Origin of the sequence: Oceanobacillus salinisoli (assembly GCF_009733865.1) — a bacterium.
In the GTDB taxonomy this organism is placed as follows: Bacteria; Bacillota; Bacilli; order Bacillales; family Amphibacillaceae; genus Oceanobacillus; species Oceanobacillus salinisoli.
In genome coordinates this window covers 12,530-28,286 of sequence record NZ_WOFB01000029.1, presented here as the reverse complement: position 1 = coordinate 28,286, position 15,757 = coordinate 12,530, and the positions used below count along the sequence as shown (strand labels likewise).

The window sequence follows — 15,757 nt, the reverse complement described above, 5'->3', positions numbered from 1 at the left end:
TGCTCTCGCTTGTTCTAATGAAAGCTAAAGAACAAGAAGCTTATTTTGACAGATAGTGACGGAAGTATGATTATGGATATAAAGTCGTTGAAGGAGGAATTATTTTAAAGAAAGGTATACCATACTAAACTGGTATACCTTCCTATTATTAACGAACATTATCATCCTTGTTATCAATATAGAGTGTACCATCTTTTTGAACTTCTGCATAAAAAACTTGCGAAACAGAGTCTATTCCTGCTTGCTTTAACTGTTGGTCCAGCCAGTCTTGGTTGAGCCTTAATTTGGAAAGATTTTTTGATATAATCTTCCCATCGGAAATCACTTGTGTGGAGGATGGATATTTGTTAAATGTAGAAGTGAAGATGTTTAAATCTCCTTTTGTGACGGTTTTTTTTTCCGGTTTCATATTTACCGAAAGATGGCCGCTAGTTTCAAAAACTGCAAGCTCTACATCAGAAACAGAAAATACATGATTTCTTCTTAATAAGGAGCTGAGAGAGTCCATATCCAACCTTGCTTTGCGAAGTGAGTTCTCCATAATCTGACCCTCTTTTATCACAATAATTGGTCGTCCTATCGTAACCTTTCTGGCATGTTTAGACTTTATATCAATGACATCCATAATTAAAGTGATTGCAGCCCAACCAGCTAACGCCAATACACCATTCCAAATGCTCAAGTTTTGTCTTGTAGCAAGGGCCGCTGCAATTGAACCAATTGCTATTGCGGAAACAAAATTAAAAAAAGTCATTTGGGTAATCTCTTTTCTTCCCATAATCCTCGCTAAAATAAACAACACGAGAAATGAAATCACTACTCGTAATAGCAGCTCCAATGAATCCATCTGTCTACCTTCTTTCTTGTTTTGTTCTCATTATTTGTAGACAAAGGAAAATTATTCTATATTCGTATCAACTACTGATTATTGTTATCATACATAACCCCATATTCATAATCGTCAATAAATAACGTCTGTATAAAGTAAATCATGATACATAATCCAGTTAATAGGAATATCCACCCAAAAGCTTTTTGTTCAGTTACGAGGTAGTTATTGCATAATTGTGTTGGTGAAGCGATATATATCCAGGCCATAATCCCTGACTGGATACTTAAGCTGTCAAAGATTGTGTTTTTCCCAAAAGTGGTAAGCTTTCTCCAACTATTCCGAATGGCACCCCTGTTAAAAATCGCAGACTAAAAAACTTAAAGATTTCAACAGCAGGTACCGGAAGTGCTTCATCCATCATACGGGGAATCATCCAAAAACTAATAATAATCATAAACAGCATAACTCCTGGTATTCCATTGTAATTTCATTATTGAAAAATGCGAAGAAATAATTGCTTGAGATATGGGGTGAAGAGCATACCGACAATAACTTAATAACGGCATTTACATATGGCATATAACCATGGCATTAATGTTCGACCAGCCACTTGAAAACCATGAACAACATCTTTGGAAGCCATGGTAAAATAAACTTTTGACCCTACCGGTATTTCAATTTCATTTGGGGTAAAATTAAAAACTTGCAAAGTCATCACAACTTCATACTCATTTTCCCCTACTTCAAAAACCCCTGGATTATCAAAAGGTGCTGTTTCATCTACTTTCTGGGGATCAATGGTTTCCATTCCACTCGGCGGTGCCATCCCTTGTGCAAATGCTTGATAACCAGTAAAAACCATAGATAGAATGATAATTCCGACTCCAATAATTAACCAAATTTCTTCAGCACGATGTAATTTCATCCTTTTAACCTCCCCACTATATTCGGGTCATATAAAGTACGATGAGTAACAATATACAAGCGACAATTGTTCCTCCAACAAATACAATGGAAGAAAATAACGCTCCTTTTAATGAATGTTCTTCTTTACTCACATTTTCTTTTGGGATCATTTCTTTATTCGTTTCCATTCCTAACCCCTCCTTATCTCCTTCTTACTTATATTGTAAGATTAGGTTGCAGGATCTTAAGTGAACTACATCACACTACAGATGTGATTTTAAGCACAGGGCATTGCTTTCGTGACAAACATTTGAACGGTTTGATTAGTAAATACCACTAAATCAGTGCGAGTATTCCGTCGAAAGGAGCAGAAACATAACGAATCCGAGCAAGCAGACCATGGATTCGAGTGGAAACTTCCGATAAGCGGGTGGGAGAATGTTTAAAACGAGCGAAACCCTCACCAAATCAAGCAACAGCACTCTATGAAAAAGTTAATCTGTCCAAATAAATCAAAAAGACATGATCCCATTAACGGAATCATGTCTTAGTTTTATATACTTAATAACCTTATTTTCTCTTCTAACTTCAGCATTGCCTGAACGACAGACTCTTCGGATATCTCTCCAGGAAGAATATGTATTGTCTCTTCCGGAACTACCGCTTTTTCTGCTGCTTGCATTAATTTCTCTTCATCCAGTGTTTCTACACCTAAATTTTTAAGAGAACTCGGCAAATTGATTTTCTGATAAAATGGTAGAATTTTATCTATTTCCTTCCATTTATCTTCTAACACCAGCTGCACTAAAATACCATATGCAACCTTTTCCCCATGCAGGGCATAATGTGTTTCCTCCAAAACGGTTAGTCCATTATGATTAGCATGTGCTCCAGCAACTCTTCCATAATGGTCCCCAAAGCCACCTACCATTCCACCAATCATGATAATTGTCTCCGCTACTTTTATAAAATCCTCATTTAAAATACCTGTCCTTGCTGCTTCTATTGCACGTTCCGAATGATTAAGCAAGTAATCCTTACATAATTTTGCTGTATAATGTGAGATTTCCAAAGCTGCTTGTTTTTGCTTCATTGCTCCTATCTGCACATCTGCCTCATACCATTTGGCAAGCGTGTCACCAATACCTGCAATAAGCATATTTAGTGGTACATGTAATAATATTTGTGGTTCAATAAGCACAAGACTTGCACTTTTTGGATATAGATCAAAACGAACGAAAGCACCTGTATCATCATAGATCACGCTGATTGGTGTCCAAGGCGAACAGTTGGAGGCAAGCGTTGGAATGAGAACAAATGGCGTATGTGTTTGATGGCAGGATGACTTAACAAGATCCAGAATTTTTCCACCACCAACCCCAATGACAGCATCCACTACTTCTTCCATTATTACTTTAGATACTTTTTCAATCTCAGATAAAGAGCATTCACCATTATATGAGTACTCTACACTTTCTATTTCGGATAGTGTTGGCCAATATGATTGAGCTGCCTCCCAGGACTTCTTTCCATGCACAACAAGAATCTTACTAAATCCGCGGTCCAATAGTTTTACTTCCAGTTGCTGCAGTATTCCTTCCTGCAGTACATATTCACTTGGTGCTCCGTGAATTGAAATGGTCTCCATCCTAACACCCCCCTATTCATTTTTTATAATCAAAAATGAGAAGGCAACCGCCTCCTCATTCAATAACATTATTCGACAAATTTCAAGAAGTGACAGGCACCCCTTAGTTTTCCATCCAGCTTGGTTTTCCGAAGCCTTGGAATTCTTCATCGATTATTTGCTCAAATGCATCCGATTCAACCACTTCAATTAAATCTTTTGCTAATTGGCTGTCTTCATTTTCGGCAGTTACTGCTACAATATTACGGTATGGATCTAGCATGTTTTCTAACGCTAAAGCATCAAGCAAATTCATTTCCGCAGCTAATGCATAGTTACCAGGTACTGCTGATAAGTCAGCGCTTTCCACCGCACGTGGTAATTGACCAGCTTCAATCGGCTGGAATACCAAGTTTTTCGGATTTTCTACAATATCTTTTTCTGAAACCGTTAATTCATCTGCATTTTCATCAATAACAATTAATCCTTCATCTTGAAGTGTATTAAATGCTCTTGCCCCATTTGTTGGGTCGTTTGGTACAGCAATAGTTGCACCATCTTCTACTTCCTCTAGTGAACCATACACTTCAGAATAAATTCCCATTGGTGCTGTTGGTACAGAAATTAGTGCGGTTAAATCCATTTCGTTTTCTACTTCAAAATTTTCCAAATAAATCGTATGCTGGAATAAATTCGCATCAATATCTCCTTTATTTAATGCATTATTAGGTTGGATATAATCACTAAATTCAACAACTTTTACAGTATAACCTAATTCTTCCAAGCCTGGTTTAAGCGCTTTTGTCGTCATATCACTATATGGACCTGGAGTTGCTCCAATCTTAATATCTTTTGACTCTTCTGTAGAATCACTGCCTTCCGTACTTCCACATGCCGCTAAAAGTGAAACTAAAATTAGTACAATAAGTGCAAAAAATTTCTTATTCATTCTGTCTACCCCTTTTATGTTTATTTTTTATTTATCAACAGCTTTGGCAATTTTATCACCGATGAGCTGGATAAGCTGAACGAAAACAATGAGAATCACAACGGTTGTAATCATGATGGTATCGTCGTAACGATAATATCCAAACCGAATGGCCAGGTCTCCAATACCACCACCACCAACAACACCAGCCATAGCTGATGTACCTACTAAACTAACAACCGTTATCGTAATGCCCGATATAATCCCAGATTTTGCTTCAGGGAGCAAAACATCTTTAATAATCATCCATGGTGTACCACCTGCTGCAATTGCAGCTTCAATTACACCATAATCTATTTTCCTTAGTGCCGTTTCAACTAAACGAGCAAAGAATGGAATAGCTGCAACAGATAACGGAACACTCGCAGCTTTTGGACCAATTGTCGTATTAACAAGGAAATCAGTTAATGGAATAAGTGCTACTAATAATATGATAAACGGAATTGAGCGTATCATATTTACTATAAACCCTAATACCTGGTTAACTATTCCATTTTGTAAAAACAAGCCTTTATCCGTTATAAATATTAAAATTCCAATTGGCAATCCAAATATAATAGCTACAGCTAACGCAATGGAAATCATATAGAGTGTTTGAAGAAACGACTCATTTATTTCCGGAATCAGCTCAACCAAATGCTGAACATCAAACTCCATGTCGTATCACCTCCACATGTGCCGTACGCTCCTCAATATACTTCAGCGCCTCTTTTATTTCTGCACGATCCCCAGTCAACTCCATCACGAATATACCTAAAGGAGCGTCCTGAATATAATCAATCGACCCATGCAGGAAATTTCCCTTTACTGCAAATTTCTGTACCGTATCGGAAACGACACTTTCCCCTGCAACATCACCTTTAAAAACAACCTTGACCAGTGTACCAGTTACCTTTTCTAAAATTGCATCGGGCAACTCAAAAGAAATCACGCTTTCAATAAATTCCTTCGTCAATTCCTTGTTTGGACTCGCGAAAATATCATAGACGTTTCCATTTTCCACTACTTTTCCATTTTGCATAATTGCCATTCGGTGACACACTTCTTTAACAACATCCATTTCATGCGTAATCAAGACAATCGTAATATTAAGTTCGCTATTAATCTTTTTTAATAATTTTAAGATAGATTTGGTCGTCGTTGGATCAAGTGCAGAAGTAGCTTCATCACATAGCAGTACTTTCGGATTGTTAGCAAGCGCCCTTGCAATTCCAACACGCTGCTTTTGACCACCACTTAACTGCCCTGGAAACACATCCCGTTTATCACTTAAACCAACCATTACAAGTAACTCTTCCACTCTATCATTTATCTTATTGGCTGGAACTTTGGCCGCTTTTAATGAGAATGCTATATTTTCAAATACCGTTTTCTGACTAACAAGGTTAAAATGCTGGAAAATCATTCCTATTTTTAACCGTGCTTGTCGAAGCTCCTCACTTTTCAATGTTGTTAAATCTACACCATCTACCGTGATAATACCCGAAGTCGGTCGCTCCAATAAATTAATACAGCGAACCAAGGAGCTTTTGCCGGCACCCGAATACCCGACAATTCCGTAAATTTCACCTTCATTTATAGTAAGTGAAACATTGTCAACCCCCTTCACTTTCCCTTTCTTCGTTAGGTAGATTTTTGAAAGATTATGAATGTTAATCATGTGTTTCCCCTCACTCTGTTGTTAGAAAAAAAACTCGGATTTGCTCATCTTTCAGCAAATATGTTTCTTTACTTATACTTAGTACATTAAACTTTTACCTACGTCTCGTCGATAGACTACGTTGCTATAATTTTATACTTCCAAACGTGGTAGAAAGCTTGGCTATCATCATGCCCTTTTCGAACTTATACAGCATTCATGCTTTTCTATCAGCTAATAAAAATGCCCCTTTCAATCTGAAAGGAGCATAGACACTGTATGTATCTTCCGCTTATCTTTCAGAATGCATTCATTCTGTAGGACTTAGCACCTTCCCAATAAAGGGGGTTGCCGGACGTCATAGGGCCTATCCCTCGGTCACTCTTGATAAGATTCAAGTATGAATATTCGTTTTTAAATATGAATATTATTATACTTCTGGCTCATAAAACTGTCAATGGGAAATTTCTATTTATTTAAAGAAATTTGCAATTTTTAACATTAAGAAAGCATCTCTCTTATTTTTTTTATTAGTTTCTTAGCGTACTCCACATGTTCTCTCCAAACTTTACTATCCAGTTTCATTCCTTCAAACTCTTCTCCAATTTCCGTCGAATCAAACTCATCTATTAATAATTTTTTGACTAATTTTCTATCTAGAAATTCTGGTAGTGGGAAAGCAAACAACTTTAATTCCCTATTTTCGCTTTCCAATAAACCGTTTGTAATATGCTTTTCCAGTTGAGCAACAGGGTGTATACTAGTTGAACCGAGATAAACTATTTCTTGTTTATTTAAATTTGCGATCATGTAAATCCAATCTTCTCCCGTGTGTAATTGTGCATTCGATATATCTGCTTCCAAATACTTCAATACGCCACCCCCAAGACTTCTTAAAAGAACTCATAACGACCATGCTCAAAATAATTATATCTACTTAAACTATTTAACGTCTATCATACATAACCTGCAAAAAAAACTTTCTGTCGTCAAGCCGCTAATGGTTGTTCGCTGCTTCTATTAGCTTCTTATTTTTTATATTATCAAAATTATCCTGGAAGTGGAACTACTTTATTTCACGTTAGGAAAGTATAAAATTTCAGCCAGGAAGAGGGTTCGACGTAGCGGAAATTTTAACGTCCCGAGTATAAGAAAAACGAGCACATTCACTAAAAGACAAGTGAATGTGAGTTTTTCTAGTAAGTATAAACTTTTAGAAGCAGTTATTTCTGAAACCAACTCTTCTCTGTCATTAGATGTTTCTGAACAAAAGCGCAAGCGCCCGTTTAGCGACGTACGGACTGCGCCTGGCCATGCCAGGTGGTTCGGTGTTGCCGCGCAGAGCGGCGGGCTTATTCGAACATTCCACTGCCGTAGGAGATAAAGGAAACATGCCCCTTCATAGGGGTATGCCGACGCCTGAGCGCTAGCCCGCTTTTAGTCGGCCTTCCTAAAAAAACTGAGTCGATGTTGACTTTCACCGCAAGGGTATAAGTGCGACTAAGCCTCTGGTTTCACCAATCGGCAAGTCTTCTTTATCGTACGGAGGTGAAGGAAGTCCCGCTAGTCGCTGGGTGCTGGAGCTGGATGTGGCTACTTATAGTAATAAAAATTTTCTACAGGTTTTACATTTTATAATTTCCTAAGCAAGAACATAAAAAAAATAGTATACATTTTTGCTGTATACCATTTTTTCCATATACCTATATATCACGGTCAATAAAACAAGTTAGCACTTGTGCTTCTTCATCATTCACAGGTACAAAAAGATGTGGCTTTTCCCCTTCAAAATAAGCACTGTCACCTTTTTCCATATAATAGTTATTCCCGTCGTAAAGCAGATAGATGGAACCTTCAAGAATATAGATAAACTCATCCTGGGAGTGGGTATATGCTTCCGTGCGTAAGTTCATATTTTTGGGTGTAACATGAACAATGGTTGGTTCAATTCCGCTAAATTGAGAGCGATTTGCTAACAGTTCATAGGAATAGCCCATATGTGCATCCCCAATTTTAGATTTCCGGTTAGATCTTTTCTGTAAAATTAGTGTATCATCCACCTTATCATCTAATAACCATGATAAAGAAACATTTAATGCTTCACTAATTTTCGATAATGTAGCTACTGCAGAAGCGGTTTGACCATTTTCAATCTTGGATAGCATACTTTTGGAAATTCCACATTCATCTGCTATTTGCTGCTGTGTTTTTTTTTGCCGCAGACGGAGCCCTTTTATTTTTTGGCCAATCTTATTCAGATCTATCGAAACTCATTCCTTTCTGCTTTATTCCTATGTATACTGGTGATTTAATCATAGAATAGTACTTTATTTGTAGTCAAGGTATGGATAAGAAAAAAATTATATTTATTATTCATTTATTAGAAAAACTCGCATTCGCAAGCTCTATACTGAATTTATTTGTTTTTCTTGGACTTAGAACGTAAAAATTTTAGCTTCAACAGATCCGTTTCTTGGATAAAATTTTATACTTTACTAAAGTGTTAAAAAACACAAGAGATAATTCTTGTGTTTTTTATTCCCCACTTGCCAACAATGACCTGCTCGGTAAGGTCTTCCCTAATATATCCTGAATATATAAGGAAGCCTCCTGTATTTTCTTTTCATTGACACCCGTTTCAATCCCGAGGCCATGTAATAGATACAATACATCATTTGTTGCAACATTCCCCGCTGCACCTGGAGCATATGGACAACCACCTAATCCCCCTATTGAACTATCAAACCGAGATATTCCGTACTTCATCGCTGTCAGGATATTAGCTATCGCCATCCCCCTCGTATCATGAAAATGCATAATAATTTTTTCCTGAGGATAACGTTTTAGGATTTGATCCAATAACTTTTCCACTTGAATCGGGACAGCAGAACCAAGTGTATCCCCCAAAGAAAGATCATCCACTCCAAATTCCAATAATTGATCACATACTGGTATAACTGCTTCAGGCATTATCTTTCCTTCGTGTGGACAATCGAAAACAGTTGAAACATACCCTGTAACATGTTTCCCTGCCTGTTTTGCCTCTTGAATCACTTCTTTTAGTACAGGATAAGTATCATGAATAGATTTATTTATGTTTTTACCATTATGCGTTTCACTTACAGACATAAACACGGAAGCACCATCAATTCCTGCTTCCAAAGAAAATTCCAATCCTTTTCGGTTAGGTACAAGCGCAGAATAAGTTACGTCACGATTCCGTTTGATTCGTTTTCCAACTTCATAGGCATCAGATAAGGCAGGAATCATTTTCGGATGAACAAATGAGGAGAACTCGATTTCCTTCACTCCTGTATTAGAAAGCATATTAATCCAGGCAATCTTTGCTTCAGTAGGTACCCATTTTTTCTCATTCTGCAATCCGTCACGAGGCCCAACTTCCTTTATTTGTACAAAATCAGGCAGTTTTCCCATAGTAACCCCTCCTGTAAACTTTCTTTTAAACCAAAGGCATTTACTTTTCATTAGCGCCTTAACTATTATTACAATTTATGTGATTAGGAAACGATTGGTGTTAATAAGAATGAACGCGTTTGCAATATCAATTATTTTAAAATCCAACAATGACTCTCTTTTTGTGTGAATAAAATCTATATATATATATGAGTATTCACCATTGTTTCTTTTTATTCAACTTTGTTGAGTAAAAGTATATACTACTTTTTTGGGCAGTGTCAATGAATGGAGAAAATCGATATTTAATAAGCAATAAAATACACACGCTATGATGAATAAATAATAACGTGTGTAAGGAGAGGTTATTTCATTGTTTATATTCCTGAAGTAAGACCACAAGCTATATAATTGAATTGCTTTCCTGACTATCTACTAATCCTTTTTTACAATATGATATCCACTTTGTTTTAGTGCAAATAATATCCCCTGGCGAAGAGAAGAATAACAATTCACATCATTGATTTCCACCCTTAACGCGACCATTTTTGTACCAAGTTTTGGAGAAATACCGACAACAATACATTCTCCTCCAAGGAGTTTAATTGATTCGATTAAATGATTAATGGATTGAACAGTGAAATCATCAAATTCATTGATTCCAGTTAGATCGATAAGCAGATACTCGGCTCCACGCGTCGAAAATTCATCTAATGCTTTTTCAATGACATTGCTGAATCTTTCTTCATTAAATTTACCAATGAGAGGCATGATAAGAATATCTTCCAGTACTGGGATAACCGGAGATGAAAGTTCATTCACCAAAGTAGATAGTTCCTGCGTTCTTAATTGGACCATTTCTTCCAGTTCATCGATATACTGATGTTCCTTTTGCCGTGTTATATTATGTATGTTTTTAGAAGGTGTGATTGATGACGGAAAAACTTCAATTTCATCAAATTCATCTCCATTTAATTGGGATTTATTAATTTGGTACCACATATTCTCTTTAAATAAGCCACTAAATAGTCCAGCCCATTGACTTGGTAAAATAGCTCCTGTCTTTGTTCGGTCCGAAAATGATAAGATGCGATTTTCCCAGCTATTTCTACTTCGAACAATTGCCCGTTTATTTTCAAAAGAATAGCTAGAGAATGTAATAATTCCCCAACCAGCATTTCGGTAAATATTACTGTATTCTTCCAGTATATTATCAACATCAATTCGATCTTTGTAATACTCGCTAACTAGTTTCCCCATACGAAACCCCGTTGCTTCCAATACCGTCTTCGATACATTACTTCCTGAAACCTCTTCAATCGTTTGGAGCATTATTTCCATAGCGGAATCCCAAAACAAGAGAGAAGAAGCCCCATCATACTTAAATGTTCCTTGATCTTTTTCCCATACAAATTCATTTTTATCAATCTGCACTTTTACTCGTGATTCAGACATTTAGACTCTCCTCGCATTTTGTTATGATCTGTTGGCAGTTGTCTAGGATCTTATTCTTCTGCCATAGCAAAATCCCCTATTACGTTAAATACTCATTAGGTTTTCGTTTTTTCATCCTTCAGTCCTGTATTTTTTGCTTTCTCCCCTGTCCATCCTTTACAAACGTCTACCCACTCTTTTGCCGAGGAATATGTAAATAATTCTTCTATTGTCAATTCAATCGCACTATTCGTACTTCCACATGCTGGAAAAACGGTATCAAATCGCTTCATAGATGAATCAAGGTAGACATCCAAATCGTTATCCAGACCAAACGGGCAAACCCCGCCAATTTCATGACCTGTTTGTTCCAGGACTTCTTCTGGTGAGAGCATTCTAGCTTTAAACCCAAATGTATGTCGAAATTTCTTATTATCTATTTTCGCATCTCCTGCAGCTACAACTAAAATCGCTTTTTCCTCTTGTCCCCTAAAAGACAATGTTTTGGCAATACGTGCAGGGATTACCCCAATTGTATCTGCTGCTTCCTGTACAGTTGCACTTGATGAATCAAACTCCATAACATCCTGTTCCCGATTAAATTCTTTAAAATGAAGTTTTACACTTTCAATTGACATCGTTTCCACCCCCATTTCACTCTAAATTATATTAAATAATACCATATTTTTACATAGGAAATCGATTAAATAGTTAGATTATTAACTACTCCTAAACTTATTAAGATAATGAAATTTAATAGCTCCAAGAAAATCCTTACGTTACTACATATTTTCCTACTTAAATCTTCTTGTAGCTTTGCCGACGAGTGCTTCCCCACTGAATATTTTAAGACGACGAGCACATTTGTGTTCGTTTTTTTATTCTTGGGACGATAAAAGTTTTAGCAACGTTGAACATTGACTAAAATTTTGTGCTTTCCTAGTAACATATTAAAAACTATTGAACTCTCTTCCATATTCTGATAGTATATTAATTAATTTCATAGACGCCTTATCAGATCGGTGAGGTAGAGGTGCAGATAATATGAGTAATCAATCGGAGTATGACATCGATGATGATTGATGAAAGGATTAACTGCCGAAGCGCAATGAGCGTCCATCTTATTGCAGCTGGGATGTTCCCTGAATAAGGGGCAGACTGTCATGCTTGGAAGTTTTAGCATGGAGAACTACTGATCGAAATGGAGGATAACGTATTATATTGTAATCAAAACAATGGTGGGTTATTTTCTATCATTGTTTTTTTGTGTGCATTGACTTATTATTCTAGCTAGTCAGCCTTCTTCTCCTTCGTTCCGTTTTTCTTTCTATGCCCTATCCTTTTATTTTTATCCCTATTTCACAAGCCATGACAAAGTTTTTCCCTATTCTATCTTACGTCCTTGATCATTGTGTATAAGCTGAAATGAATTAGACAGATACTATTTTCTAAGGAGAGATTGATATGAGGAAAATTTATATAAATGGTATTTTCTATACATTTGATCCGGTGCATCCTGTCGTTGAAGCTGTTGTCACAGAAAATGGCCGCTTTATCGATATGGGTGAAACAGATGACTTGATGATACGATGGAATACCCCAAACAGTGAAGTAGTTGACTTACAAGGAAAAACCGTTACACCAGGTATGACAGATAGCCATCTGCATCTTTCCATGGTCGCAGATAACTTTATTAACTTAGATTTAACTGGAGTTACATCCAAACAGGAAATGATTGAAAAAATCCAGGAACGAACAAAACAGCTGGAGCCAGGACAATGGCTATTAGGCAGTGGATGGGATGAAAACCTATTTACGGACGGAACGATCCCTACTATCTCTGAACTGGATTATGCTGCACCAGCAAATCCATTATTACTCAATCGGATTTGCCAGCATGCTGCGGTTGTCAATACAAAAGCACTGGAAATGAGTAACTACCATCCTTCTATGACCATACCAGAAGGCGGAACAATCGTGCTTGATGAAACAACAAAGCAACCAACAGGCGTTTTATTGGAATCTGCAAAAGACCTAATTAAACAGCATATTCCGGCAAATTCATACGCTGTTCTAAAAAATGCATTAAGAAAAGCAATCCAATTTTCCATCGAAAAGGGCCTGACAAGTGTTCATACCAATGACCCCCTCTATTTGGGAGGTCTGGAACAAACCTATCAGCTTTACAATGAACTTTTAAACGGCGAAAACTTAGGATTGCGTGCCAATCTATTAATCAACCACGACTTCCTGGATGACATGCGTCAAGCCGGAATGTATACCGGCTATGGAAATGAAACTTTACAAATTGGTGCCGTCAAACTATTTGCCGATGGGGCTTTTGGCAGAAGAACAGCTCTTCTTTCCAAGCCATATAGTGATGATCCACACAATTACGGAGAAGCAATGTTCGATTCTTATGCACTATATGACATTGTAAAACGATCTCGTGACTTAAATATGCCTGTAGCCGTACATGCGATTGGCGACCAAGCATTGGAAAATGTACTGGATGTATTGGATCAATTTCCAGCAGCATCATATAGGGACCGGTTTATTCATACCCAAGTACTCCGGGAAGATTTAATCAAGCGACTGGCACATCCCACAAGAATTGCGGATATTCAACCACGTTTCCTGGCTAGTGACTTTCCTTGGGTTCAGGAACGGCTTGGAGCAGATCGCATGAGATTTTCTTATGCATGGAAATCATTACAGCAAGCAGGTGTCATTTGTGCTGGTGGTTCTGACGCTCCGGTAGAACCAGTGGATCCATTACTCGGTATTCATGCTGCGGTAACGAGAAAAATTCCTGGGGAAACCCATGATGGCTATAACCCAGACGAAAAGTTATCGATGATTGAAGCTTTCCGCTTGTTTACAGAACTTGGTGCCTATCCAACCAATGAGGAAAAAATAAAGGGAACGATATCTAGAGGAAAACTGGCAGATATGACGGTTTATTCCAATAATCCTTTCCAAATGGTAGATGCTGATGAACTTTTGGAAACAAGCATTGATATGACCATCATAGGCGGAGAAATCCGATATCAAAGATAAGAGAGAAAAAGGGAGAGCCCAGTGTCACAAGACCTTTGTTCTTCCTTTAAAAAATAGATAGTTGTACTCAGCATAATATAGAAGATAAATTAAGGGAGAGACAAGAATGGAAAACATTTTAGCAAGTTTGTCAGGATTTTTATGGGGGTTACCTCTTATCCTTACGATGGTATTCGTAGGAATATATTTTACAATTGGAAGCAGATTTTTCCAGTTCAGACATATAGGACATATTTTAAAAGAAACATTCCGAAGTATTTTTAAACGAAAAAAATCTGATAATGAAGACAGCAAAGGACTTATCTCCTCATTTGAGGCCGTTTCGACGGCAATTGGCGGTTCCGTTGGAGTCGCAAATATCGGTGGGGTTGCAACGGCCATTGCTGTAGGTGGGCCTGGTGCAGTATTTTGGATGTGGGTAACTGCCCTGCTTGGGATGATTATTAAAACCGTAGAAGTTACCTTATCTGTTTACTACCGAAATACAGATGAAAACGGAGAACCATATGGCGGTCCTACTTATTATATGGAAAAAGGGTTAGGGGAAGAAAGAGGATTTAAGTATTGGATGATTCCTGCTGTATTCTTTGGACTGGGGATTTTTTCAACATTCTTTATTACACTGCAAAACTACACCATATCCGAAGCAATTAGTTCCACATTTTCCATTGGAATGATACCAGCTTCCATCCTATTCTCTATTTTAGTTTATTTTGTTATTTACGGTGGAATTAAGCATATTGGTAAAGTAGCATCAAAATTAGTACCATCTATGGTCCTATTTTATATTATAGCAGGTCTATTTATTATCCTATCTAACTTTGACCAAATCGGAAATGTCTTTTCATTAATTATTTCCGGTGCGTTTGGCGGCACCGCTGCTGTCGGTGGTTTTGTTGGTGCAGCAGTTGCTCAAGCCATTCGTATGGGGATGGCAAGATCGGTATATAGTAATGAAGCCGGCTGGGGTACTTCTGCGATGATTCACTCTACGGCAAAAGTAGACCATCCTGTGAAACAGGGGATTTGGGGTGCCTTTGAAGTATTTATCGATACCATCATTGTTGCAACCATTACTTCCTTCACGATTATTATTACTGGTGCATGGTCTACTGGTTTAACTGGTGCAGATTTAACTCTAACTGCATTTGAAATCGGAGTCGGCGAATTTGGCAGAATTATCATCACCATTTCCATTTTATTATTTGGACTTACTACCGTTACAGGCTGGTATTCCTATTATGAAATCGTATTGCGTCATCTATTAAAAGGAAAAGTAACCTTGAAAAACAGAATCCTAAAAACGTTCCTGTATTTCTATCCAATCCCAGGAACACTGATGGTTGTTTATGGCGTGATGTACGGCCTGCCAGGACAGACCATTTGGTATTTTGCGGATATTTCATCCGCCATTCCTACCTTTATTAATGTCTTAGTCATTTTAATATTGAGCAAGCAATTCTTTGAACTTTTAAAAGACTATAAAGCCAGATATCTTGGAATCGGTCAAATTGATCCTAATCTTGCATTGTTTTATGAGGAAAAAAAAGATAAGGAAGAAGTTGAAAGCAAAAGTATATAGCCAAAGCAGGTCATCCCTTTTATCGGATGGCCTTTTTAAATATTATAGAGGTCTAATGATGATTATTGCGCTCTACTTTTTTTAGTTTTGCCCTTTTGACTATACTCACAGACCTAAGACTGTGTGTCATATTGTGTCATTTTCACCGAAGCTTTTTGAACGTCTTTTTATAGGAGTTGTTTAGTGCATAAGCAAGAAAATATCCAGTATAATAACAGCTAACCATACCAGAACATTCGTCTTTCTATTCTTACCTTACACCCCCTTTTTTGTGT

At 37.3% G+C, this 15,757-nt stretch carries 15 protein-coding genes and 2 riboswitches; of the genes, 2 read left to right on the top strand and 13 right to left on the bottom strand.

All coding sequences use genetic code 11. The features are described from left to right. Window positions 1–148: 148 nt before the first annotated feature. The 13 genes from GMJ66_RS17685 to GMJ66_RS17625 form a co-directional block, all read right to left on the bottom strand. Complete coding sequence (locus GMJ66_RS17685) at window positions 149–847, bottom strand: YetF domain-containing protein (RefSeq protein WP_156291644.1); 699 nt, start codon at window positions 845–847, stop codon at window positions 149–151. Window positions 848–1,115: 268 nt separating this feature from the next. Next, on the bottom strand, window positions 1,116–1,286 hold the full coding sequence (locus GMJ66_RS17680; RefSeq protein WP_156291643.1) for a hypothetical protein: 171 nt from the start codon (window positions 1,284–1,286) through the stop codon (window positions 1,116–1,118). Between the two features lie 99 nt (window positions 1,287–1,385). After that, window positions 1,386–1,757, bottom strand: coding sequence for a cupredoxin domain-containing protein (locus GMJ66_RS17675; protein ID WP_407939246.1), 372 nt, complete (start codon window positions 1,755–1,757; stop codon window positions 1,386–1,388). 16 nt (window positions 1,758–1,773) lie between these two features. Then, window positions 1,774–1,926 carry a hypothetical protein gene (locus tag GMJ66_RS17670; protein ID WP_156291642.1) on the bottom strand — a complete coding sequence of 51 codons (153 nt, stop codon included), beginning with the start codon at window positions 1,924–1,926 and terminating at the stop codon, window positions 1,774–1,776. Window positions 1,927–2,291: 365 nt separating this feature from the next. Continuing rightward, window positions 2,292–3,386 (bottom strand): iron-containing alcohol dehydrogenase family protein, encoded by a 1,095-nt coding sequence (locus GMJ66_RS17665; RefSeq protein WP_156291641.1) that lies wholly within the window; start codon window positions 3,384–3,386, stop codon window positions 2,292–2,294. A 103-nt stretch (window positions 3,387–3,489) separates the two neighbouring features. Beyond that, entirely contained in the window at window positions 3,490–4,314 is an 825-nt protein-coding gene (locus GMJ66_RS17660; protein ID WP_156291640.1) for a MetQ/NlpA family ABC transporter substrate-binding protein, read from the bottom strand. Window positions 4,315–4,341: 27 nt separating this feature from the next. Beyond that, window positions 4,342–5,010, bottom strand: a complete 669-nt coding sequence (locus GMJ66_RS17655) for a methionine ABC transporter permease (RefSeq protein WP_156291639.1) — start codon at window positions 5,008–5,010, stop codon at window positions 4,342–4,344. Then, complete coding sequence (locus tag GMJ66_RS17650; protein ID WP_156291638.1) at window positions 5,000–6,013, bottom strand: methionine ABC transporter ATP-binding protein; 1,014 nt, start codon at window positions 6,011–6,013, stop codon at window positions 5,000–5,002. The genes GMJ66_RS17655 and GMJ66_RS17650 overlap by 11 nt, the downstream gene beginning before the upstream one ends. 268 nt (window positions 6,014–6,281) lie before the next feature. Then, a riboswitch (SAM riboswitch) is annotated at window positions 6,282–6,386 on the bottom strand. Between the two features lie 107 nt (window positions 6,387–6,493). After that, window positions 6,494–6,865: a hypothetical protein gene (locus GMJ66_RS17645; protein ID WP_156291637.1), complete on the bottom strand. Its 372-nt coding sequence runs from the start codon at window positions 6,863–6,865 to the stop codon at window positions 6,494–6,496. Window positions 6,866–7,695: 830 nt separating this feature from the next. Continuing rightward, a complete protein-coding gene (locus GMJ66_RS17640; RefSeq protein WP_269321893.1) occupies window positions 7,696–8,229 on the bottom strand; it encodes a helix-turn-helix domain-containing protein in 534 nt (177 codons plus the stop codon). Window positions 8,230–8,527: 298 nt separating this feature from the next. Further along, window positions 8,528–9,427, bottom strand: a complete 900-nt coding sequence (locus GMJ66_RS17635; protein ID WP_156291635.1) for a hydroxymethylglutaryl-CoA lyase — start codon at window positions 9,425–9,427, stop codon at window positions 8,528–8,530. A 414-nt stretch (window positions 9,428–9,841) separates the two neighbouring features. Next, complete coding sequence (locus tag GMJ66_RS17630) at window positions 9,842–10,861, bottom strand: STAS domain-containing protein (protein WP_156291634.1); 1,020 nt, start codon at window positions 10,859–10,861, stop codon at window positions 9,842–9,844. A gap of 95 nt (window positions 10,862–10,956) precedes the next feature. Then, window positions 10,957–11,478 (bottom strand): YbaK/EbsC family protein, encoded by a 522-nt coding sequence (locus GMJ66_RS17625; protein WP_156291633.1) that lies wholly within the window; start codon window positions 11,476–11,478, stop codon window positions 10,957–10,959. Window positions 11,479–11,860: 382 nt separating this feature from the next. Continuing rightward, window positions 11,861–12,040, top strand: a riboswitch (Lysine riboswitch). 264 nt (window positions 12,041–12,304) lie between these two features. Here GMJ66_RS17625 and GMJ66_RS17620 point away from each other — a divergent pair. Next, window positions 12,305–13,900 carry an amidohydrolase gene (locus tag GMJ66_RS17620; RefSeq protein ID WP_156291632.1) on the top strand — a complete coding sequence of 532 codons (1,596 nt, stop codon included), beginning with the start codon at window positions 12,305–12,307 and terminating at the stop codon, window positions 13,898–13,900. A 106-nt stretch (window positions 13,901–14,006) separates the two neighbouring features. Further along, window positions 14,007–15,482 carry an alanine/glycine:cation symporter family protein gene (locus GMJ66_RS17615; RefSeq protein WP_156291631.1) on the top strand — a complete coding sequence of 492 codons (1,476 nt, stop codon included), beginning with the start codon at window positions 14,007–14,009 and terminating at the stop codon, window positions 15,480–15,482. Window positions 15,483–15,757: the final 275 nt, after the last annotated feature.